This is a genomic window from Streptomyces sp. NPDC015661 (assembly GCF_043077765.1).
In the GTDB taxonomy this organism is placed as follows: domain Bacteria; phylum Actinomycetota; class Actinomycetes; order Streptomycetales; family Streptomycetaceae; genus Streptomyces.
Map to the genome: position 1 here is coordinate 156,047 of NZ_JBIBST010000007.1, position 20,568 is coordinate 176,614.

The 20,568-nt window shown below is 73.4% G+C and carries 19 protein-coding genes and 1 tRNA gene; 9 read left to right on the plus strand and 11 right to left on the minus strand.

Annotated features, from left to right (window positions below):
* Window positions 1-5 precede the first annotated feature (5 nt).
* The 3 genes from ACF07V_RS20175 (at window position 6) to ACF07V_RS20185 (ending at window position 2,821) form a co-directional block, all read left to right on the plus strand.
* Window positions 6-1,433: an MBL fold metallo-hydrolase RNA specificity domain-containing protein gene (locus ACF07V_RS20175; RefSeq protein WP_392155901.1), complete on the plus strand. Its 1,428-nt coding sequence runs from the start codon at window positions 6-8 to the stop codon at window positions 1,431-1,433.
* A 10-nt stretch (window positions 1,434-1,443) separates the two neighbouring features.
* Window positions 1,444-2,091 carry a CBS domain-containing protein gene (locus ACF07V_RS20180; protein WP_392155902.1) on the plus strand — a complete coding sequence of 216 codons (648 nt, stop codon included), beginning with the start codon at window positions 1,444-1,446 and terminating at the stop codon, window positions 2,089-2,091.
* Window positions 2,092-2,161: 70 nt separating this feature from the next.
* Window positions 2,162-2,821, plus strand: a complete 660-nt coding sequence (locus tag ACF07V_RS20185; protein ID WP_392155903.1) for a DUF4389 domain-containing protein — start codon at window positions 2,162-2,164, stop codon at window positions 2,819-2,821.
* A 271-nt stretch (window positions 2,822-3,092) separates the two neighbouring features.
* Here ACF07V_RS20185 and ACF07V_RS20190 read toward each other — a convergent pair whose 3' ends face one another.
* The 4 genes from ACF07V_RS20190 to ACF07V_RS20205 all read right to left on the minus strand — a co-directional run bounded on the left by ACF07V_RS20190 (window position 3,093) and on the right by ACF07V_RS20205 (window position 5,993).
* Window positions 3,093-3,533, minus strand: coding sequence for a universal stress protein (locus ACF07V_RS20190; protein ID WP_392155904.1), 441 nt, complete (start codon window positions 3,531-3,533; stop codon window positions 3,093-3,095).
* Window positions 3,415-3,993 (minus strand): universal stress protein, encoded by a 579-nt coding sequence (locus tag ACF07V_RS20195; RefSeq protein WP_392155906.1) that lies wholly within the window; start codon window positions 3,991-3,993, stop codon window positions 3,415-3,417. Before ACF07V_RS20195 ends, ACF07V_RS20190 begins: the two co-directional genes overlap by 119 nt.
* A complete protein-coding gene (locus ACF07V_RS20200) occupies window positions 3,990-4,895 on the minus strand; it encodes a universal stress protein (protein ID WP_392155907.1) in 906 nt (301 codons plus the stop codon). The genes ACF07V_RS20195 and ACF07V_RS20200 overlap by 4 nt, the downstream gene beginning before the upstream one ends.
* Window positions 4,896-5,069: 174 nt before the next feature.
* On the minus strand, window positions 5,070-5,993 hold the full coding sequence (locus ACF07V_RS20205; protein ID WP_392155909.1) for a universal stress protein: 924 nt from the start codon (window positions 5,991-5,993) through the stop codon (window positions 5,070-5,072).
* Window positions 5,994-6,185: 192 nt separating this feature from the next.
* Here ACF07V_RS20205 and ACF07V_RS20210 point away from each other — a divergent pair, with 192 nt between their 5' ends.
* Window positions 6,186-6,866: a CBS domain-containing protein gene (locus ACF07V_RS20210; RefSeq protein ID WP_392155910.1), complete on the plus strand. Its 681-nt coding sequence runs from the start codon at window positions 6,186-6,188 to the stop codon at window positions 6,864-6,866.
* On the plus strand, window positions 6,863-7,720 hold the full coding sequence (locus ACF07V_RS20215; RefSeq protein WP_392155911.1) for a universal stress protein: 858 nt from the start codon (window positions 6,863-6,865) through the stop codon (window positions 7,718-7,720). Before ACF07V_RS20210 ends, ACF07V_RS20215 begins: the two co-directional genes overlap by 4 nt.
* A gap of 34 nt (window positions 7,721-7,754) precedes the next feature.
* On the opposite strand, the gene fdhF is transcribed toward ACF07V_RS20215, so the two are convergent.
* Genes fdhF through ACF07V_RS20230 form a run of 3 tightly spaced genes read right to left on the minus strand, consistent with a single transcriptional unit; the run spans window position 7,755 to window position 12,450 of the window.
* On the minus strand, window positions 7,755-10,448 hold the full coding sequence (gene fdhF, locus ACF07V_RS20220; protein WP_392155912.1) for a formate dehydrogenase subunit alpha: 2,694 nt from the start codon (window positions 10,446-10,448) through the stop codon (window positions 7,755-7,757).
* The gene (locus ACF07V_RS20225; RefSeq protein ID WP_392155913.1) at window positions 10,445-12,139 is read right to left on the minus strand and encodes an NAD(P)H-dependent oxidoreductase subunit E; all 1,695 of its coding nucleotides are present in this window, start codon (window positions 12,137-12,139) and stop codon (window positions 10,445-10,447) included. Before ACF07V_RS20225 ends, fdhF begins: the two co-directional genes overlap by 4 nt.
* Before the next feature lie 53 nt (window positions 12,140-12,192).
* Window positions 12,193-12,450 (minus strand): SHOCT domain-containing protein, encoded by a 258-nt coding sequence (locus tag ACF07V_RS20230; RefSeq protein WP_392155914.1) that lies wholly within the window; start codon window positions 12,448-12,450, stop codon window positions 12,193-12,195.
* A gap of 270 nt (window positions 12,451-12,720) precedes the next feature.
* On the opposite strand from ACF07V_RS20230, the gene ACF07V_RS20235 reads away from it, so the two are divergent.
* From ACF07V_RS20235 to ACF07V_RS20250, 4 genes are all read left to right on the plus strand, one after another.
* The gene (locus ACF07V_RS20235; RefSeq protein WP_392155916.1) at window positions 12,721-13,458 is read left to right on the plus strand and encodes an ABC transporter ATP-binding protein; all 738 of its coding nucleotides are present in this window, start codon (window positions 12,721-12,723) and stop codon (window positions 13,456-13,458) included.
* 2 nt (window positions 13,459-13,460) lie between these two features.
* Entirely contained in the window at window positions 13,461-16,397 is a 2,937-nt protein-coding gene (locus tag ACF07V_RS20240) for an ABC transporter permease (RefSeq protein WP_392155917.1), read from the plus strand.
* Window positions 16,394-16,726: a L,D-transpeptidase gene (locus ACF07V_RS20245; protein WP_392155919.1), complete on the plus strand. Its 333-nt coding sequence runs from the start codon at window positions 16,394-16,396 to the stop codon at window positions 16,724-16,726. Before ACF07V_RS20240 ends, ACF07V_RS20245 begins: the two co-directional genes overlap by 4 nt.
* Before the next feature lie 121 nt (window positions 16,727-16,847).
* Window positions 16,848-17,885, plus strand: coding sequence for an NlpC/P60 family protein (locus ACF07V_RS20250; RefSeq protein ID WP_392155921.1), 1,038 nt, complete (start codon window positions 16,848-16,850; stop codon window positions 17,883-17,885).
* 46 nt (window positions 17,886-17,931) lie between these two features.
* On the opposite strand, the gene ACF07V_RS20255 is transcribed toward ACF07V_RS20250, so the two are convergent.
* The 4 genes from ACF07V_RS20255 to ACF07V_RS20270 all read right to left on the minus strand — a co-directional run bounded on the left by ACF07V_RS20255 (window position 17,932) and on the right by ACF07V_RS20270 (window position 20,551).
* The gene (locus ACF07V_RS20255; RefSeq protein ID WP_392155922.1) at window positions 17,932-18,873 is read right to left on the minus strand and encodes a tyrosinase family protein; all 942 of its coding nucleotides are present in this window, start codon (window positions 18,871-18,873) and stop codon (window positions 17,932-17,934) included.
* 176 nt (window positions 18,874-19,049) lie between these two features.
* Entirely contained in the window at window positions 19,050-19,961 is a 912-nt protein-coding gene (locus tag ACF07V_RS20260) for a M56 family metallopeptidase (protein ID WP_392155924.1), read from the minus strand.
* Complete coding sequence (locus ACF07V_RS20265; RefSeq protein ID WP_392155926.1) at window positions 19,958-20,326, minus strand: BlaI/MecI/CopY family transcriptional regulator; 369 nt, start codon at window positions 20,324-20,326, stop codon at window positions 19,958-19,960. Before ACF07V_RS20265 ends, ACF07V_RS20260 begins: the two co-directional genes overlap by 4 nt.
* A 151-nt stretch (window positions 20,327-20,477) precedes the next feature.
* Window positions 20,478-20,551: transfer RNA gene (locus tag ACF07V_RS20270), tRNA-Pro, on the minus strand.
* Between the last annotated feature and the right edge of the window lie 17 nt (window positions 20,552-20,568).

The following is a 20,568-nucleotide window of genomic DNA, read 5'->3' on the forward strand; positions in this document are numbered from 1 at the left end:
GAGCCATGTCCGAGGCAGCCCCGAACCCCGCTCCCACGACGCCACGACCGGCGCTGCTCAGCTTCCTGGGCGGGGTGGGCACGGTCACGGGCAGCAAGTTCCTGGTCGAGAGCGACCGTGCGCGGATCCTCCTCGACTGCGGCCTCTTCCAGGGTTTCGCGGCCCTGCGCCGACGCAACCGGGAGCGGTTCGCCCGCGACGCCACGGACGTCGAGGCCGTGGTCGTCACCCATGCCCATCTGGACCACTGCGGCTACCTGCCCCGCCTGGTCCGGCAGGGCTTCCGTGGACCGATCCTCGCCAGCGCCCACACGGCCCGGCTCGCCGGAATCGTGCTGCGCGACAGTGCGCACCTCCAGATGGAGGCGGCCCGTCACGCCGACGAGCACGGCTGGTCGAAGCACCGCCCGGCCAAGCCGCTGTACGACGACTCCGACGTCGAGAAGACGCTGTCGTTCCTGGACCCGGTGCCGGTGGGCGCCGAGGTGGAGATCATGACCGGAACCAGGCTCAGACTCCATCACGGCGGGCACATCCTGGGCTCCGCGTGGGCGCACCTGACCCTGGAGGACGGCCACACCCTGGCCGTCTCCGGAGACCTCGGCCGGCCCGGGCACCCGCTGCTGCTGCCGCCGGAGCCCTTCTCGGGCGCCGACGTCCTGCTCATGGAGTCCACCTACGGCGACCGCCGGCACGATCCGGAGTCCGCCCGCTCGGAGTTCTCCTCCGTCGTCACGCGCACCCTCGCCCGCGACGGCACCGTCGTCATCCCGGCTTTCGCGATCGACCGCACCGAGGTGGTCCTGCACGAGCTGACGCGGCTGCGCGAGACGGGCGTCCTGCCCCGGTCGGTCCCCGTGTACGTGGACAGCCCCATGGCCCTGGCCGCGCTGGACGTCTACCGTGACGCCGTCCGCGAGCGCTCGGCCGAGCTGAGGCCGGAGATCCTGGCCCGGGGCGCCGCCGCGCTGAGCCCCGAGCCCTTCCTCGCCGCCAGGACGGTCCAGGAGTCCATCGACATCAACAGCGCGCACGGCCCCGCGGTCATTGTCTCCTCGGCCGGCATGGCCACCGGCGGCCGCGTCCTGCACCACCTGCGCCGGCTGCTCCCGGACCCGCGGAACGCGGTCGTCATCGTCGGCTTCGCCGCCGCCGGCACCCGGGCGCGGGACCTGGTCGACGGGGCCAGGACGCTGAAGATGTTCGGCGAGTACGTGCCCGTACGGGCCGAGGTCGCCGATGTCCCCCACTTCTCGGCCCACGCCGACGCCGGACAGATCGTCGACTGGCTGCGGGCCGCCCCTCCCCCGCACACCACCTACCTCGTCCACGGTGAACCGGCCGCGTCCGCCGCCCTGCGCGACCGGATCGACCGCGAACTGGGCTGGACGGCCGTCGTCCCCCGCCCGGGGGAGGCCGTCCTGGTCCGCTGAGGAGAGCGTCATGAGCACGAGGCCGTTCACCGTCGCCGACGTGATGACCAGGAAGGTCGTCGCCGTCCTGCCCGACGCGCAGTTCAAGGAGATCGTCACCGCCATGGAGCGGTGGAAGGTGACCGCCGTGCCCGTGGTCGAGGGCGAGGGACGCGTCGTCGGCGTGGTCTCCGAGGCGGATCTGCTCCTCAAGGAGGAGTTCCACGACCGCCGCGTCGGCCTCGTCGAGCAGATGCGACGCCTCGACGCCACCGGCAAGGCCGGCTCCCGCCGTGCCGGGGACCTGATGACCTCGCCGGCCATCACGGTCCGTCCCGAGGCGTCCCTGCCCCAGGCGGCCCGGATCATGGCGGCCCACCGCGTCAAGCGACTGCCGGTCGTCGACACGAGCGGCACCATCCAGGGCATCGTCAGCCGGGCCGACCTCCTCAAGGTCTTCCTCCGCCCGGACGAGGACCTCGCCGCCGAGGTGCGGCGCGATGTCGTCGAGCACCTGTTCCCGCTCTCCCACCGTCAGGTGGACGTCCGTGTCGAAGCCGGTGTCGTGACCCTGTCCGGCCATGTCCGCGACGACGCGCTCGCGGCCCGTCTGACACGCGCCGTCGAAGGGGTGGTGGACGTACGGTGCCGACTCACCGCCCGGGCCGGAAGCGGGTGATCCTGGAAGGTGGGACCGACGTCGACCTCCGGACGCACGCAGACGACGACCTGCCGAGGAAGTGACGATCATGAACACCCCGGGCACCTCGTACGCTCCCGTGGCGGTGACGGCCGAACTCGACGAACGGCTGTCACGCTGGCTGTGGCTGGTCAAGTGGATCCTGGTGATCCCCCACTGGATCGTGCTGGTCTTCCTCTGGATCGCCTTCCTCGTCGTGACGGTGATCGCGTTCTTCGCCGTCCTCTTCACCGAGCGCTACCCACGGGCCCTCTTCGACTTCAACCTCGGCGTACTCCGCTGGTCCTGGCGCGTCTCGTACTACGCGTACGGCGCACTCGGCACCGACCGCTACCCGCCCTTCAGCCTCGGCGCGGAACCCGGCTACCCGGCCCGGCTCGACATCGCCTACCCGGAACGGCTCTCCCGCTCCCTGGTCCTGGTCAAGTGGTGGCTGCTCGCCGTCCCCCACTACCTGGTGCTCGCCTTCCTCAGCGGGGGCATGCGCGCCGGCTGGTGGAGCGGCGGCCTGATCACCCTGCTCACCGTCATCGCGGGCTTCGCCCTGGCCTTCACCGAACGGTATCCGCGCGACCTGTTCGTGCTCGTCGTCGGGCTGAACCGCTGGGTCCTGCGCGTCGCGGCCTACGCGAGCCTGATGACCGACGTCTACCCGCCCTTCCGCCTCGACCAGGGCGGCACGGAGCCGGTCCGGAGCACCGTCGGGTGACCGCCGTGGGCGGCGAGGACTCCTCGCTCAGAGGAAGAGCGCCGACACTCTGACGGTCTGCACGGGACGCCCGGGACGCCCGTTGGTTCCCTCCACCGGCTGCCGGCGGTTCCCGGCACGTGCGGGCAGCGCGTCCCCCGTGGCCGCCCCCCGTGTGCCGCTCCGGGCCGACGACCCGGTCTTCTGTGCGACGCGGTGCCGTGTCTTTTTGGGCATGGTCACTCCTCTCTCCGTCCGGTGCCGCTCGCACCTCGGATGCGCCACATGCTGCTCACCCCTCCGTGGACCCGGGGGGACGGCCGGCACGTCGTTCTTCCATTGCACCGTCCCGCTCCGGAAGCGGCGCGCCCAGGGGAAGGGGCACGGTGATCAACGGGCACTGCGCGCGGTGCAGCAGCCCGCGGACCGTCGAGCCCAGCCGTCCCCGACGGCCGACGACCAGGGCGAGGGACTCCCGGGAGGTCAGGCCGAGCTGCTCGACCGGGTGCCCCCGGAGGACCTCCGCGGTGACGCGGACGTCCGGATGCCGCTCCGCCCAGCCCGCGACGGACTCGGACAGCAGCCGCCGACGCTCGGCGAGCTCTTCCTCCACGTCACCGTGCGCGCGGAACGAGCGGGGCCTGACCCACACCGCACGGAGCCGCGCCTCCCGGAGGCTCGCCTCCTCGACCGCGAAGGCGACGGCTTCCCCGCAGGTCCTGCTCCCGTCCACACCGACGACGAGGGTCGGGGGGGCGAAGCGCGGTGTGCTCCGGGGCCCGGACCACGACGACAGGACAGTCGGCGTGCGCCGCCAGCGGAACGACCACCGATCCCCGGCCCGGTGTCCCGGCGGCCCTGCCCAGGTGGCGCGAGCCCACGACGGCGATCGCCGCGCGTGCCGTCCTGGCCAGCAGCACCGTGGCCGGGGGCCCGATGACGAGCTCGGTCGCGGTCCGCAGTCCCCCGTGCAGCTCCCGTACGAGGTCCTCCAGGTTGGCCAGCGCCGACTCCGCACGGATCCGCACGCTGCCCTGGCGGGCGAGCGGGTCGTACCCGATCCGGTCGTGCCCGGTCGGCACGGCCGCGACCAGGCGCAGGGGCAGTCCGCGGCGGGCCGCCGCGTCGGCGGCCCAGATCAGCGCCGGGATCGACAGCTCGTGAGGATCGACGCCCAGCAGTACGTCGCTCATGGTTCCCCGGCCGGCTTCATGACGGAGAGCGGGACGATCTCCACCGGGCAGTGGGCGTGGTGGATCAGCGTGTGGGCGACGCGCCCCAGGGACGGTCCGACGCCCAGCGGACGACGGTCGCGGCCCATCACGATCAGGTCGGTGTGGCCGCTCGCCTCGACCAGGATGCCGGGGGTACTCGTCCCCGGCTCCACGTGGTGCCCGACGATGAGATCCGGGTGGACGGCGCGGACGCGGTCGGCGAGCGCCTTCACCTCGTGGACGCGCTGCCTGGCGATCCCGTCGAGGTCGTCGAGCATGGTCGCGACGCTGCCGATGTGGGCGAACACGTTCCAGACGCTCACGATGCGCAGAGCCGCCTTGCGGGCCTCCGCCTCGGCGGCCGCCAGGAGCAGCCACCCCAGGTCCTCCGCGTCGTGCACGGCCGCCGTCACCGATCCGGTGTCCGGGAGCTCGCCCTCCCCGCGTACGACGATCACGGGGACCTCCGCCCGGGCCGCCACGCCCAGACCGACGGAGCCCAGCATGAGGCTGGAGAAGCCGCCGAGCCCCCGGTTGCCCACCACGATCGTGCCCCGGTGCCCGGCGGCGGCCCGGAGTCCGGCGACCGGTTCCTGACGGCTCAGTTCCTTCGTGACCGTGAGGTCCGGGAAACGTTCCTGGACCGCGCTCGCGGTCCCGGTCAGCAGGTCGCGGCCCGCTTCCCGCACGGCCCGAAGCGTCTCGGCGTTGGCGTAGAGGGCCCTGCGGTCGGTGTCGGCGGCGTGCACGAGACGCAGCGGCCGTCCTCGGCGGTCCGCCTCGGCGGCGGCCCACAGCGCGGCCGTACGCCCGGAGGGGGAGCCGTCGATCCCGACGACGACGTGGCCGAGCTCCGGCCGGACGGGGATGTCGCTGTTCATGGTTCCACCTCCGCAGAACGTCCGGGGCTCGGGACCGCGTCCCGAGAGGGGGCGACACCTCCCACGCTGTCACCGCGGCGGGACTTCGCGGGATGGGCCGTTCGGTCCCTTCGCGACCTGCCCGGCCCCTCCCGGCGGGTGCGAGCGGCCCGCACCCCGTCCGGGGACGGGTCGTCACCCGTCTCCCTCCGTGCTCTCCGCGCGCCGCTGCGGCACGACGGCGACCGGGCACGAGGCGTGGTGCAGGGCGCGGTGGGCGACCCTGCCGAGCTCCAGACCGACGAGTCCGTCCCGCCTCCGTGCCCCGATGACCAGGAGGTCGGCGGCGGCGGAGCGCTCGGTGAGCACCTTGTGGGCGGGGCCCTCGACCGAGCTCCTGCGCAGCCGCACCCGGGGATGCTCGGCCGCGGCGGCCTCGAGGGCCTTGTCGAGCAGCTCGGAGGACTCCTCCGTGAAGTAGGCGCCCCCGGCGCGCCGCATCAGCAGGTGGTCGGCGGGTCCGTGCGCCGGCTGTCGCCAGGCGCGGACGACATCGAGTTCCGCGTCCCGGACCGCCGCCTCGCGGAAGGCGAACCGTACGGCCGGCGAGTCCACGTCGTGCTCTCCGATGCCGAGCAGGACGCGCCCGTGGCGTGCCTCCAGGGCGTGCCGGTCCCCTCTGACGACGACGACCGGGCCGTGTGCCCGGGCGGCCACGACGAGGCTGACGGATCCGAGCAGAAGCTCGGCGATGCCGCCGCGCCCTCGGGACCCGAGGACGAGCATCGCGCTGTCCTGTCCCTCCCTGAGCAGCGCGGTGGACGGGTCCTCGGCGATGACGTCCGTGGTGAGGGTGAGGGCGGGTGCGCGGCGCCGCGCGCGTTCGGCGGCGGTGCCGACGGTGTTCTCGGCGAGGACCTGGCCGGAGGGCCGGTCCGTGCTCCGGGCCGGTGCGACGCCCTCGTACCGCTCCCACAGCGAGGCATGGACGATGCGCAGGGGAAGCGCGTGCCGTACCGCCTCGTCGACGGCCCAGTCCACGGCCGAGAGACTGGCGTCGGACCCGTCGACTCCTACCACCAGGGGCCACTCCATCGTGCCCACCGCCTTCCAGGTCATGAGGTGTCCTGCTGCCACGCTCGCACCGATCGGGGCCGGCCGGGTAGGGCTGGTCGGTCCCGGGAGCACCGGAGGGCCCCGGCCCTTGATGGGGGCGAACAGTCCCGGAAGGGGACCGTTCGGCACTGCCCCTGCGCGGTCTCCGCCCAGCAGGGTGAGGACTACCGGGTCCGCGCGCGGAAGGAGAAGGTGATGCGTCACCGCAGGATCGACCGGCTGATGACGCGTGACGTGGTGAGCGTCCGCGGCGACACCCCGTTCAAGGAGGTCGCCCGCGTGCTCTCCCGGCACCGGGTGACCGCCGTTCCCGTCCTGGGCGGTGACGGCCGGGTGGTCGGGGTGGTGTCGGAGGGGGACCTGCTCCGCAAGACCGCCGACCAGACCGCCGCGCCGGACGGTCTGCCGGCCGTGCCGGGCCTGGAGGCGTGGGAGCGGGCGAAGGCCGAGGGGACGCGGGCCGAGGAGCTGATGTCCGCACCCGCCGTGTGCGCCCGTCCGGAGTGGACCGTGGCGGAGGCGGCGCGGCTGATGGAGGTCCAGGGCGTCAGGCGGCTCGTCGTGGTCGACGCCGAGGACCGGCCGGTGGGCATCGTGAGCCGCCGCGACCTGCTGGGCGTCTTTCTCCGTGAGGACGACGACATCCGCCGGGAGATCGTCGAGGACGTGCTCGGCGACACGCTGCGTCTGGAACCGGGCGCGCTCACCGTCGAGGTGCGCGACGGCCGTGTGGAGCTCGGCGGGAGCCTTCCCTTCCGGCGCATGATCCCGGCGATCGAGCGCATGTGCGCGACCGTCGACGGCGTGGTCTCGGTCTCCGTCACCCGCCTCGTCTACGACGTCGACGACACCGGACAAGGAGGTGGACGGTCATGACGCGGAGCATCGTGGTCGGCCTGGACGGCACGGAACAAGCGCGAGCAGCCGCGGAGTGGGCGGCCGAAGAGGCCCTGTTGCGCGGCACGGGCGTGCATCTGGTGTACGCGAAGGAACCGGTACCGGAGGCCGTGCTGTCGCTCGTGCCACGGGAGTCCGAGGACGCGTGGGCCGGGGAGATGGTGGCGGGCGTCGCCGGTGCGCTGCGGGAGCGTCGTCCCGGCCTGTCGGTGACCACCGCTCTGCTGCCCGAGGGTCCCGTGCCGGGTCTGCTCGCCGCGGCCGGGGAGGGCGAGTTGCTGGTCCTCGGCTCACGGGCCCTCGGCAGCGTGGCCGGCTATCTGATCGGTTCGGTCGGCCTGACGGTCGCCGGTGCCGTCGAGCGGCCCGTCGTCCTGGTGCGGGCGGGCGGCGGCGCGGCCACGCCGACGGGCCCGGTCCTGGTGGGGACCGATGTGCGGCAGCCCGTGGACGCCGTCCTGGGGTTCGCCTTCGAGGAAGCCGCCCGGCGCCGTTCCCCGGTCCATGCCGTGTACGCGGAGCAGCTTCCGCTGTTCGCGGGGCTGGGACCCGCCATGGTCCCGGACATCCGCCCTGCCGTGGCCCCGGAGATCGAGCGCTCGCTGGAGGACCTCCTCGATCCCTGGCGCGCGAAGTACCCCGAGGTCGGGACGGCCGCCCGTGTGGTGGTCGGATCGGCGGGTCTCGAACTGGTCCGGGCCGCCGGGGACGCCGCGCTCATCGTGGTCGGCCGGCGCAACCGCCGTTCCACCCTCGGCGCACGCATCGGCAGCGTGGCCCACGCGGTGCTGCACCACAGCCCCGTCCCCGTGGCTCTCGTGCCCCACGGCTGAGTCTCTCGTGCCCCACGGCCGCGTCCGGTGCCGGTCAGTCGCCGGACGCCGTCGGCCGCAGCCGTACCGCCGTGACCTTGTACTCCGGGCACGAGGCCACGGCGTCGGCGTGCTCCGAGGTGAGGGAGTTGACGCCGTCGGCCGGGAAGTGGAACGCGCAGAAGACCTGCCCGGGAGCGAGTTCCGTCCCGACGCGGGCGACGAGCTCTGCCTGTCCGTGGCGGCTCTCGACGGTGACCGGGGTGCCGTCCCGGACTCCGAACCGGGCGGCGTCGTCCGGGTTCAGGTCCAGGCGCTCGTACGCGTCGAGAAGGAGGTTGCCACCGCGGCGGGTCATGCTCCCGGAGTTGTAGTGGGCCCAGCGGCGCCCGGTGACGAGCAGCAGCGGATAGTCCCGGTCCGGCTCCTCGCCGGGCGGCAGATACGGGGCGGCCGACAGCTGGGCGCGTCCGTCGGGCGTGGCGAACTCCTGTGTGTACAGGGTGGCTTCGCCCGGCCGGTCCGGTGCGGGGCAGGGCCAGGGCACCGCCCCTTCCCGGTCGAGCCGCTCGTGCGAGAGACCGGCGAAGAGGGGGGTCACCCGTCCGCACTCCGCGAGAGCGGCCGCCGGGGTGGGGCAGCGCAGTTCGGCGCCGAGGGCGTCGGCGACGGCGTGCACGACCTCGAAGTCGGAGCGCGCCGTTCCGGGGGGAGCCACCGCCTGCCGTACGCGCTGGAAGCGGCGGTCGAAGTTGACGAAGGTGCCGTCCTTCTCCAGCCAGGAGGCCACGGGCAGGACGACATCGGCGTGCCGGGCGGTCTCGCCGAGGAAGAGTTCGTCGACCACGACGAGCGGGCAGGCGTCGAGGGCCTCGGCCACGCGCCGGCTGTCGGGGTCGGTCGCGCACACGTCCTCGCCGATGATCCACAGCGCCCGTAGCCGTCCTTCCCGGGCCGCCGCGAACATCTCGGGGATGCGCATCCCCGGCCGTTCGGGGACCGGCCTGCCCCACACCTCCTCGGCCCGGGCGCGGGCCTCGGGATCGGTCACGCGGCCGTAGCCGGGGAGCAGATCGGGCAGGGCGCCCATGTCGGAGGCGCCCTGGACGTTGTTCTGGCCGCGCAGGGGGCTGATGCCGAACCCGCGGCCGGTGCCGCCGACGGCTCCGCGCAGGATGGGGAGGTTCGCCAGGGTACGGACGCCGTCGGTGCCGTGCAGGTGCTCGGTGACCCCGAGTCCGTACAGGACGGCGGGGCGCTCCGCGCGGCCGTAGAGCCGGGCGGCCGTCCTGATGTCGGCGGCGGGGACGCCGGTGATCCCGGCGACCCGCTCGGGCGGGTGGTCGGCGAGCAGTTCGGTGAGTTCGTCCAGTCCGGTGGCGCGGTCGCGGAGGAAGTCCGGGTCGGTCATGCCTTCGTCGACGAGCACGTGGGCGAGGCCGTGGAAGAGGGCGACGTTCGTGCCGGGGCGGGGCCGCAGGTGCACGTCCGCGTGGCGGGCGAGTCCGACGGTACGGGGGTCGGCCACGACGAGGGAGGCGCCCGCGAGTGCCCGCCGCAGGAGGCGGGCGCCGACGACGGGGTGGGCCTCGACGGGGTTGGCGCCGACGACGAGGAGGCAGTCCGCCGTCTCCACGTCGTCGAAGGGGTCGGTGCCGCCGGCACGTCCGAAGGAGGCGGTGAGGCCGGCGGCGGACGGTGCGTGGCAGAGGCGGGAGCAGTTGTCGACGTTGTTGGTGCCGATGACGGTCCGCAGGAACTTCTGGACGAGGTAGTTCTCCTCGTTGGTGGCACGGGCCGAGGAGATCGCGGCGACCGCGTCGGGGCCGCCTTCTCCGATCGCGGTGCGCAGGCCGTCGGCGATCCGGGCCACCGCCTCCGCCCAACTCGCGGGCCTCAGCACTCCGTTCTCACGGAGCAGGGGTTCCGTGAGACGTTCGGCGGAGTGGAGGTACCCGTACGCGAAGCGGCCCTTGACGCAGGCGTGGCCCCGGTTGACGGGCCCGTCCCGGGCGGGGAGCACGGCGGCGACGCGGTCCTCGCGGACGACGACGTCGAGGGTGCAGCCGACGCCGCAGTAGCCGCAGGTGGTGCGTACCGGCTCGGCGGGGGCCTGCCGCGAGGTGATGCCCCGACCGGGTCCGGGCTGGGTGATCGCTCCCGTGGGGCAGGTGTCGACGCAGCCGCCGCAGGACACGCAGTCGGATTCCGCCCAGGGGCCGCCGGTTCCGGGTGCGACGACCGTGTCGGCACCGTGTCCGGTGAGGGTGAGCGCGAACGTGCCCTGGACGTCGGAGCACATCCGTACGCAGCGTCCGCACGCGATGCACAGGTCTCGGTCGAGGTGGACGTACGGGTGGCTCTCGTCCCGGCCGCGCGTGGGGTCACCGGCTGCCGTCGCCGCCGGAATCCCCAGGGTCCGGCAGGTCTCGGCGAGTTCACTGTGCGCACCGTCGGCGAGCGCGTGCGGGGCAAGCGCCGAGGCGATCAGAGCGACCGCGTCCCGGCGCAGACTCCGCACCTCCTCGTCGGCGGTGTCGACGGCGAGACCCGGTGAGGCGGGTGTGACGCAGGAGGCGACGGTCCGCCCGTCGGCGCGGACCAGGCAGGTGCGGCAGGAGCCGGCGGGGCGGAGGCGGTCGTCGTGGCAGAGGGTGGGCAGGTCGGTTCCGGTGGCACGTACCGCGTCGAGCAGCGAGGCCCCGGTGGGCACGTCGACCGGAACCCCGTCGACCTGGAGCCGGGTCATCGGTTCCATCCTTCCAGGGCCGGCCCGTAGGCGCGGGCCAGGCTGCGGACGGCGGCGGGGACACGGCGGCCGAAGGCGCAGAGACTCGCCTCGCCCATCAGCCGTGCCAGCTGCCCGTAGGACTCCCCCGGCCCCTTCCGGTCCCGCGCGAGTTCGAGCCCTCGCCGGCTGCCGACCCGGCAGGGCGAGCAGGCGCCGCAGCTCTCGTCGGCGGCGAACTCCCATACATGCCTGAGGAGTTCGTGCGGGTCGATGCCGTCGTCGAAGGCGACCGTGCCGGCGTGACCGAGGGCGGCGCCGTGCTCGGCGAGAGCTGCGGTGGTGAGGGGGACGTGGAGCGCGTTCCCGGCGAGGAAGCCGCCGAGGGGGCCGCCGATCTGGAGGGCGACGAGTTCGCGGCCGCCCTTGAGGCCCCCGCCGTACCGGGTGACGATCTCGTCCACGGGGGTGCCGAGTTCGACCTCGTACGCCCCCGGCCGGGCGAAGCGTTCGGACAGGCACACCAGCTTGGTGCCGGTCTCGTCCGGTACGCCGCGCCGGGCGTAGGCGGTGCCTCCGTGGGCGACGATCCAGGGCACGGCCGCCAGGGTCTCCACGTTGTTGACCACCGTCGGCGCGTCCCACAGGCCGTGGTCCGTGGGGTACGGGGGCCGGGGGCGCGCACAGCCGCGAGCGCCTTCGAGGCGGGCGATGAGGGCGGTCTCCTCCCCGGCGACATAGGATCCGGCTCCCTCGGCGATCTCGACGTACGGTGCCGGACCGGCCGTCCCGGCCGAGGGGGCGAGGTCGCCCGCCTCCGCCGCGCGCTCCACCTCCCGGCGCAGCCGGGTCGCGGCCTCCGGGTACTCGGAGCGCACCAGGACGATCCCGCGCCGGGCGCCGCAGGCGAAGCAGGCCAGGGCGAGGCCCGCGAGGACGCGCTCGGGGTCCTCCTCCATGAGCAGCCGGTCGGCGTAGGAGCCGGGGTCGCCCTCGTCCCCGTTGGCGACGACGACCGTGTCCGGCCTTCCCGCCGCCGCGGCCCACTTGTCCGCCACCGGGAATCCGGCGCCGCCGCGCCCGCGCAGTCCCGAGACGCCGACCTCCTGCCGTACGTCCTCGGGCCGCAGCCCGGCCACCGCCCGGCGCCACACGTCCCGGGCGGACCGCCCTCCCAGGATCCCGGCGAGCAGGACGGGCTCCCCGGTGGTGTCGGCCGCGGGGACGCCCGGCGCGCGCGGTTCCGTCCGCCCGCCGAGCTGGTCGGCCAGGTCCGGGCCCGCGCGCGGGAGGGCGCCGTCGAGGGCGGCCGGGCCCGCGTAGCAGTAGCCGAGGCAGTGCACGGCCTGCAGCGAGGTGGCACCCGCCTCGTCGACCGTGCCCGCCGCCACGCCGAGCTCGCGTTCGACCTCCGCCAGGTGCTTCCCGCCGCGCGCGGCGAAGCACGCGGTCGCTGTGCACACCCGTACGTGCCGCTCGCCGCGCGGGGCGGCGAGATCGGCGAAGAAGGTGGCGGGGCCGAGCCCCGCGGCGGCCGGCAGTCCGACTGCCTCGGCCGCTCGGGGCGCCCAGGTCCCGGGCGCCTGCGCGGTACCCGACCTGGCGCGCTCCAGCGCGGCCGCCAGCGGTGCTCCGCGCTCCGCGTGCCGTGCGGTCAGCTCACGGAGCGCGTCTCGTCGCCCGCCCCGTTCCCCGGGCATCCGACCGCTCATGCTCCCAGGGTGGCCGGGGGCGCCCCCGGTCGCATCCCGGTCGGCCACGGGGTTCACGGTTCCGTGCCGCGCAGCGCGGCCAGCCGCCGGCGGTACTCCTCCTCGTCGATCTCCCCGCGCGCCAGGCGCTCGCTCAGGATCTGTTCGGCCGACGTGGCGGGCCGGTACTCCGGCGGGCGTTCCGCGGGACGGCCCACGGTGCGGAAGAGCATCACCGTGATGGTGATGAGAAGGCCCCAGAACAGCACCATCCCGGCCGACATGGCGAACCAGCCCCATCCGTTCATGCCGTTGCCGTACCAGAACATCATCGCCGATCACGCTCCCGGCGGCCGGACCGGGCGCGAGCCGGACACTCCGCCTCCGGTCCGTCCGACACGTCCAGGCTGCGCGGCCCGGGACGCCCCGCACAGGGCCGACCGGCCCCCCGCCGGTGGGCCGGTCGGTCACATACGCCCGGTCACGGCGGCGAAACCGCTCCGGCGGGCCTCGCGGCGACCGGGCGATTGGGCCTTTCGGCCCCTCTTCCGGACCTGGGTGGCCGTAGCCTCCCCCTTCTTCGGCAGGCTGGTATGGACGGCATGGACACCGACCGGGCGCTCCTCGTCGCCACCGGGGTACGCAAGATCTACCGCACGGGCTCCGTGGAGGTCACCGCCCTGCGCGACCTGGATCTCCTCGTGCGCCACGGGGAGATGGTGGGGGTCATGGGACCGTCCGGTTCCGGGAAGACCACGCTGCTCAACTGTCTGTCGGGGCTCGACGACATCGACGGCGGCCGGGTGGAGGTCGACGGCCACGATCTGTTCGCCATGTCCGACGCGGCGCGCACGGAGCACCGGGCCCACACCATGGGCTTCGTCTTCCAGGCGTTCAACCTCATACCGGTCTTCTCCGCGGTCGAGAACGTCGAACTGCCCCTGCTGCTGGTGGGCACCCGGCCACGTGAGGCACGGCGCAGGGCACTGGGCATGCTCGACCGGGTGGGCCTCGGCCACCGCGTCGAGCACCGGCCGAGCGAGATGTCCGGCGGCGAACAGCAGCGGGTGACCATCGCCCGCGCCCTGGCGGGCCGCCCGGCCATCGTGTGGGCGGACGAACCGACCGGCAACCTCGACAGCGCGATGGCCGACCAGGTCATGGACCTGCTGTGCGAGCTCAACGGGGACGAGGGCCAGACGATCGTCCTGGTCACCCACGACAGCGCCATCGGCGCGCGCGTCCCCCGCCTGATCCGGATGCGCGACGGGCGGCTGGTCGACGACGTCCGCCAGGCCGTCGCCACCCCGGCCGCGGCCCGCGACCTCCCTCGGGGCTGACCATGTACCCGAACCTCCTCGTCCCGCTGCTCACCGCCCTCGCGCTCGCCCTCGCGGCCCTGGTGCTGGTCGCAGTCCGGCAGCCAGTGTCACGGCGGCTGGCCTTCCGGCAGGTCGCCCGCCGGCGCACCGAGGCCGCGCTGGTGATCGGCGGGTCGATGCTCGGCACGGCCATCGTCATCGGGGCCCTGGTCGTCGGCGACACCCTGAACTTCTCCGTACGACAGGAGGCGTACCGCACCCTCGGGCCGGTGGACGAGCGCGTCGTCGCCCCTCCCGGGCCGGCCGGCCGCGCCGTCAGCGAGCGGCTGGCCGCCCTGGCGGGCGCTCCCGACGTCGACGGAGTGCTGAACGCCCGGGCGGCCCAGGCATCGGCCGTGAGCGGCACCGACGGCGGCAAGGCCGCCGAACCGCGCGTCCTGGCCTGGCAGATGGACTTCGCCGAGGCGGCGCGCTTCGGCGCGCCGGGTGGGCACTCCGGTCTCGGCGGAGCGAACCCGGAGCCCGGCCGGGTCGTGGTCAACGAGCCACTGGCCCGGTCCCTGAGCGTGGGAGCCGGTGACCCGATCACGCTGTACCTGTTCGGGGCGCCGCAGACGTACCGGGTCGAGCGCGTGGTCCCGGAGCAGGGCCTTGCCGGTGTGGGCCTGGGCGGACGACTGAACCGCGACGTGTTCCTGCCACCCGCGGCCCTCGACTCCGCCGCCCGGGCCGCCGGCGCGGAGCCCCGCTCGGTGACCTTCGTGTCCAACCGGGGCGGCGTGGAGAGCGGCGAGGCCCTGACCGACCGGGTGACCGCGGACATCCGGCAGGCTCTGGGACCGCTCGCCGGACAGACGGCGGTCGAGACGCCGAAACACACGGTCCTGCGGGACGCCCGGCAGGCCGGGGACGCGCTCGGAGCGCTGTTCCTCATGATCGGCAGCTTCAGCATCATCGCGGGCGCCCTGCTGCTGGTGAACATCTTCGTGATGCTCGGCGAGGAGCGGAAGTCCCAGATGGGCATGGTGCGGGCCGTGGGGATGAAGCGCTCGCGCCTCGTCGGTTCCTTCACCCTCGAAGGGGCCACCTACGCGTTGCTGTCCGCGCTGCCCGGGGCGGCCGTCGGGGTCGCCGTCGGCTGGGGCGTCGCGGTGGTGGCCGCGCAGATCTTCCAGGGCTGGTCGGTCGGCGGAAGCAGCCTCCGCATCGCGTTCGCCGTCACCCCCACCAGCGTCCTCAACGGACTGGCCATGGGCCTGCTCATCGCCTTCGCGGCGATCCTGGCGACCAGCGTGCGCATCAGCAGGTTCAACATCATCGCCGCGATCCGCGACCTCCCGGCGACGCCCGGACAGAGGCCGCGCCGCCGTCTCCTCGTGGTCTCCACCACCCTGGCCGTCCTGTGCGCGTTCGCGGCCGTCCCGGCCGTGGCGCGCAGCCGGCCCGAGGCGACGTACCTCCTGCCGGCGCTCGCGCTCGCCTTCGCGACTCCGGCACTGCTGCGCGTCCTCCCCCGCCACACGGTCACCTCCCTGGTGGCCGGAGCCGTGCTCGCGTGGACGCTCCTGGCCCCCGTCGTACGCCCCCGGATCTTCGACACTCCTTCCATGTCGGTGTACGTCATCCAGGGCGCCCTGGCCGCCTTCTCCGCCGTGGTGCTCGTCAGCGACAACCAGAAGACCCTGCTCCGACCCGTACGGCGGATCCTCCAGCGCCCGACGGAGGGCGGCCTCGCGGCGCGGCTCGCCGTCGCGTACCCCTTGGCCAAGCGGTTCAGGACCGGCGCGACGCTGGTGATGTACACCCTGATCGTGTTCGTCCTCGTCCTGCTGACGGAGATCTCGGGCATCCTCCGCGCGGGCGTCGACGGGGTCGTCGCCGACGCCACCGCCGGCTACTCCCTGCGGCTGGACTACAACCCGCAGGTCGCCGGCGACCGGCTCGTCCCCGACGTCCGCAGCGGTCCGTCGGCCGCCTCGATCGCCGCCGTGACACCGCTGCTCAACGCCACGGGGAGGGCCACCGATCCGGGACACCGCAGCCCTCGACCGCTCGACACCGCCGTCGTCGGCGTGCCCGACGGGGCGATCACCGGCATCACGTTCCGGGAGCGGCTGCCCGGCCTGACGAACGACGCCGCGGTCTGGCACGCTCTCGCCTCCGACCCCCGTTACGTCGTCCTCGACGGCTTCTTCGGCAGCACCGGCGGCCCCGCCGGCGACTACTACGACCCCGGCGACACCCTCACCCTGACGGATCCCCGCACGGGCCGCAGCGAACAGAAGGTCATCGCGGGCGTGCTCAGCAACGGGATGGTCTTCTACCCGGGCACCGGCGCCAGTTCGACCACCTACCCCGTGGTGACCAGCGCACAGGCGACGCGCGAGCTCTTCGGCACCCAGGCGCAGAACGCCTCCGCGCTGGTGAGAACCAGCCCCGGAACCTCCCCGGACGCCCTGGCGACCCGGCTCCAGGGCGAGCACCTCTCGGCCAGCCTGGTGGCGACCCCCATCGAGTCGGACATCCGCCGCCAGTTCGACTCCAGCACCGCCTTCTTCCGTCTCATGCAGGGCTTCCTCGCCCTGGGCCTCGGCGTGGGCATCACGGGCCTCGGCGTCGTCATGGTCCGGGCCGTACGCGAACGCAGGCGGACCATCGGCATCCTGCGGGCCCTCGGCTTCCGGGCACGGACCGTCCAACGGTCCTTCCTCTGGGAGAGCGCCTTCATCGCCCTGGAGGGGATCGTCCTGGGATCCCTCCTCGGCGTGCTCACCACCTGGCTGATGTACGGCAACAGCGCCGCGTTCGAGGGCCTGGAAGGAGGCTTCCCGGTCGAATGGACCGGCATCTGCGGCCTCGCCGCGGCCACCTTCGCCGCGTCGCTCCTGGCCACGATCGGCCCGGCCCGCCGCGCGGCCGCCATCCGCCCGGCCCTGGCGGTCCGCATCACCGAATGACGCGCGGCCCGGCGGCACGTCGCATCCTCTGCGCCTCCGTCCCCGCCGGGGAACCAATCCCCCCTCTCCATCGTCCACTAAGACACTTAGCGGATGACGGGACGTACGCCCATGTTGCCCCCTGGAACGAGGGCAGGTTCGGGCGGGTGAACGCCAGCCACGGCTGCATCGGCATGAGCGACGCGGACGCCAAGTGGTTCTACGACCGCATGAACTACGGCGATCCGGTCACCGTCGTCGACTCCCTCGACACCGTGGCCACCGACAACGGCTACGGCGCGTGGAACGTGGACTGGACGACCTGGCGGAAGGGCAGCACGCTCTCCTGAAGCCCGCTTGCCACTAAACAGCTAAGCAGCTTAGTATTCATACGCTTCTTCGGCCCCCGACCGTCCCCGTGCGCGGTCACCGGCCGAAGAAGCCCCCCGAGCAAGAAGGAGCCGGCCCACTGTGGCGTCCCACCGCCGTCCCAAGCCTCCCCGCCCCCGCTACGCAGGCATGCTCACGACGACCGCGGCGGCGGCCGTGGTGCTCTCCGCGCAGTCCGCGTGGGCCGATCCGGTACCCGACCCCACGCAGAAGGGCGTCAAGGCCGAGGTCGACCGGCTGTACGAAGCAGCCACGCAGGCGACGGAGAAGTTCAACGGAGCCAAGGAGAAGGCCGATGCCCTCCAGAAGCAGGTGGCCGACCTCCAGGACGCCGCCGCCCGCAAGCAGGACGACCTCAACAGGCTGCGGGACCGGGTCGGCGCGATCGCGGCGGCTCAGTACCGCGGTGGCGGCCTCGATCCGTCGATGCGGCTGCTGCTGTCCGGCGATCCCGACTCCTTCCTGGAGCGGGCCGGCCTGCAACAGCGGCTGGGCGACCGCGAGGTGAGCACGCTTCAGCGGTTCGAGGCGGAGCGTCTGAAACTCCGGCAGCAGCGCGCGGAGGCCGCCCGGAAGCTGGCCGACCTCGAAGCCTCCCGCGCCGAGCAGCGCCGCAAGAAGTCCGAGGTGCAGGCCAGGCTCGCGCAGGCGCGGAAGCTGCTCAACACCCTCACCGCCGAGGAACGGGCCAGGATCGCCGAGGCGGAGGACCGGGCCAACCGCGCGAGCGCCCGGGTCGACCTCGGCAACGAGACGAGCGCGTCCGCACGCGCCGCCGAGGCCTTCGCGGCGGCCAGGACCCGCGTCGGCATGCCGTACGTGTGGGGCGCGACCGGGCCGGCCTCCTTCGACTGCTCCGGGCTGACGTCCTGGGCCTTCAAGCAGGCCGGCGTGACCCTGCCCCGCACCTCACAGGGCCAGGCGAGCGCCGGCACCCGCATCGACTCGCTCGGCGCCCTGCGCCCCGGCGACCTCGTCATCATGCGCGACGACCTGAGCCACGTCGGCTTCTACGCGGGCAACGGCCAGATCCTGCACGCCCCCAAGCCGGGTGCGCAGGTGCGCTACGAGTCGATCGCACGCAGCGGCATGCCGTTCATGTGGGGCGTGCGGATCTGACACCGTCACGCCCCGCCCGGGGCGCCGCCACCGGACCGACGGCGCGTCAGACCACGCCCGGGTTGGTGTCGTAGCGGCGGGGCGTGACGATCGACGGGTCCTTGTAGGTGTGCGGGATGCCCAGGTTCTCGGGCGCGCACCACGGCCGTACGTCGCCTTCGTCGCCGTGTCCGGTCGACCAGGGTTCGACGTTGCCGTTGAGCTCCGGGTCGTCGCTCTCCGCGCCGTAGACGTGTTCGGGGTCCAGCCGTTCGGGGTGGCCCGTCCGGAGCTGCCACAGGGCGAAGAGCCGGTCCACGTTCGAGTGGAGGAGGAAGACGAACGGGTCGCGGAAGGAGATGTGCGCGTTGCCCATGTTGACGAAACCGTGCATCTTGTTGTGGCTCTTCTCGAGCAGCTTGCGCATCGGGGTGTACTCCGCGGCGTCCAGGACCTCCTGGTCCCGGACGGGCTCGATGGGCGTGCCGTTGACCTGCCGGTTGACGGCCCTCGGCTTGTCCGCGGGGTTGTTGTTCGGGTCGAAGGCGTTGTCGGACCGGAAGGGATTGGCCTGCGGGTCGTAGAACCCCGCCGCCTCGAAGGGCTGGCCGATGGGCTGGAGGCTCGCGCCGCCGAACCCCATGAACTGCGGGGTGAACAGGTTCAGGGTTCCCGTGCTGGTGCCGAGGTTGGCGCCGGGGATGCTCCGGGGGTCCTGTGTCCAGTCCCAATAGTGCAGCGAGAGACGGGGGTCGATCACCCGCAGCTGGTCCTCGAAGCGGTTGACGACCTCACGGTGCCACGGCAGGAACTCGGGGCCGCCGTGGACATGTGTGGCCTTGTGGATCTCGTCCTGCTTGAACCACCACGTCACACCCCCGGGTACGGGGTCGTCACGGGTGCCGTCCCACTTCGTGGCGTTCATCTTCAGGATCGCGTCGCGCAGCAGGGTGCGCTCCTCGGGGCTGACGCCGGCGATGTTGCGGCGAACGCCGTCTCCGAGTGTCATGGCTGCTCCTCGTGCCTGGTGCCTACCGGGTGCGACGGCCCTTCGTTCCCCGGCGCCTCCATGACGACCCGGGCAGCACCGACCGTCTCGCCCCACTCTCGGATCGGAGCCGACCGCGCGGCAACGCCGACGGTCTGAATGGGGGGCGCGCGGGAGGCGCGCGGAACGGGCGCGTATCAGGCAGGACCGCAGGCCAGGAGCAGCGGCACCAGCGGGGCCGCGAGCGAAGCCAGGACGATGCCCAGCCACGTCGCGCGGTGCGGCCTCGGCTGCGGGCTCAGGAGCCGGCGAAGCCGGATCAGGGCGCCCGGGCCACCCGCACCGAGAGCGGCCCGGGGTGTCCGCGCGGCGGCCACCTCGCACAGAGCCGTGGCGAGCGCGTCCCGCGAGTGCTGTCGCAGCGCTCGGTCGTCCGCGATCATCTCCAGGAGGAGCAGGGTCTGCTCCTGGGCGTCCCGGGCGAGAGGGAGCTTCGGGAACGCCCGGGCGAAGGCGCGCAGGACCATCTGGAACAGGTGGTGGCGGCCGTCGACGTGCGCGCGCTCGTGGGCGAGGACGGCGCGCAGCTGCTCGTCGTCCAGGACCTCCAACGCGCCCCGGGTGACCACGATCCTGCCGGGACGGCCGGGCAGGCAGTACACCACCGCCGTGCCGTCGTCGACGACGGTCGCGTCGTACGTCGGCGAGGGACGGCCGATCAGCGTGAGCACGTCCAGCTGCCGGCGTCGCTCGCGGTGCGCCGTCCACGCCGTCCGCACCAGCCACGCCACGGGAAGCGCGACCACGACCGCCGGCGCGAGCAGGGCGGCGGCGTCCCAGAACGTCGGGTCCGAGGTGCTCGTCGGAGCGCGGTCCCCGAGCCCGCAGGCGCTGAGGAACCCCACCAGGCCGTCGTGGGCGTGCCGCTCGACCAGGACGACGTGGTGGGCGGCGAACGCCAGGGAGATGACGAAGGTCGCCATCAGCAGCTGCCAGACCAGGACCGCCAGAGCCGGCGCGCGGTGCGGCCACCGCGCCCGCGCCAGGACGCGGGGGGCCACGGCGCCGACCAGTGCCGCGTAGCCGGCCAGCACGGCGGCCGTGATCACGAGGTGCTCCGCCGCTTGGCATCGCGCAAGGCCGCGCGCAGCGCCTCCACTTCGCTGGGAGAGATCTGCTCGACGAAGCTCGCCATCACCCCCGCCATGTCGGGACTGCCCTGCAGGGCGTCCTGCATGCGGGCCGCCGTGTACTGCTGACGCGTGCAGGTGGGGCGGTAGCGCCAGGCCCGGCCGTCCTTGTCGCGCGCGAGCATGCCCTTGCCGTGGAGGATGTCGGCGACGGTCTTGACGGTGCTGTACGCCAGGTGCCGCTGCTTGTTCAGGTCGTTGAGGACCTCGCGTGCGGTGGCCGGGCGGCCCCAGGACCACAGGCGGTCCATGATCTCCGCCTCCAGCTCGCCCAACTGACGCACACCCGCTCCCTTCGCACCGGCCGTAGCGATCGACCCGGCCGAACGGTCCCTCCATCGTAGCCGCCGGGGCTGTGCCCAACCGGTCCCGAAAACGAGTCAGGGGCCGTTTCAGATTGCTCTGAAACGGCCCCTGATCTGCGACTCTTTCGAGTCGGGACGACAGGATTTGAACCTGCGACCCCTTGACCCCCAGTCAAGTGCGCTACCAAGCTGCGCCACGTCCCGATGCGCGTCTCCGCGGG

Excerpts from the sequence above, each read along its gene's own strand:
- ACF07V_RS20175 (WP_392155901.1), top strand. The coding sequence starts at position 6 with ATGTCCGAGGCAGCCCCGAACCCCGCTCCCACGACGCCACGACCGGCG.
- ACF07V_RS20180 (WP_392155902.1), top strand. The coding sequence starts at position 1,444 with ATGAGCACGAGGCCGTTCACCGTCGCCGACGTGATGACCAGGAAGGTC.
- ACF07V_RS20185 (WP_392155903.1), top strand. The coding sequence starts at position 2,162 with ATGAACACCCCGGGCACCTCGTACGCTCCCGTGGCGGTGACGGCCGAA.
- ACF07V_RS20195 (WP_392155906.1), bottom strand. The coding sequence starts at position 3,993 with ATGAGCGACGTACTGCTGGGCGTCGATCCTCACGAGCTGTCGATCCCG.
- ACF07V_RS20200 (WP_392155907.1), bottom strand. The coding sequence starts at position 4,895 with ATGAACAGCGACATCCCCGTCCGGCCGGAGCTCGGCCACGTCGTCGTC.
- ACF07V_RS20205 (WP_392155909.1), bottom strand. The coding sequence starts at position 5,993 with ATGACCTGGAAGGCGGTGGGCACGATGGAGTGGCCCCTGGTGGTAGGA.
- ACF07V_RS20210 (WP_392155910.1), top strand. The coding sequence starts at position 6,186 with ATGCGTCACCGCAGGATCGACCGGCTGATGACGCGTGACGTGGTGAGC.
- ACF07V_RS20215 (WP_392155911.1), top strand. The coding sequence starts at position 6,863 with ATGACGCGGAGCATCGTGGTCGGCCTGGACGGCACGGAACAAGCGCGA.
- fdhF (WP_392155912.1), bottom strand. The coding sequence starts at position 10,448 with ATGACCCGGCTCCAGGTCGACGGGGTTCCGGTCGACGTGCCCACCGGG.
- ACF07V_RS20225 (WP_392155913.1), bottom strand. The coding sequence starts at position 12,139 with ATGAGCGGTCGGATGCCCGGGGAACGGGGCGGGCGACGAGACGCGCTC.
- ACF07V_RS20230 (WP_392155914.1), bottom strand. The coding sequence starts at position 12,450 with ATGATGTTCTGGTACGGCAACGGCATGAACGGATGGGGCTGGTTCGCC.
- ACF07V_RS20235 (WP_392155916.1), top strand. The coding sequence starts at position 12,721 with ATGGACACCGACCGGGCGCTCCTCGTCGCCACCGGGGTACGCAAGATC.
- ACF07V_RS20240 (WP_392155917.1), top strand. The coding sequence starts at position 13,461 with ATGTACCCGAACCTCCTCGTCCCGCTGCTCACCGCCCTCGCGCTCGCC.
- ACF07V_RS20245 (WP_392155919.1), top strand. The coding sequence starts at position 16,394 with ATGACGCGCGGCCCGGCGGCACGTCGCATCCTCTGCGCCTCCGTCCCC.
- ACF07V_RS20255 (WP_392155922.1), bottom strand. The coding sequence starts at position 18,873 with ATGACACTCGGAGACGGCGTTCGCCGCAACATCGCCGGCGTCAGCCCC.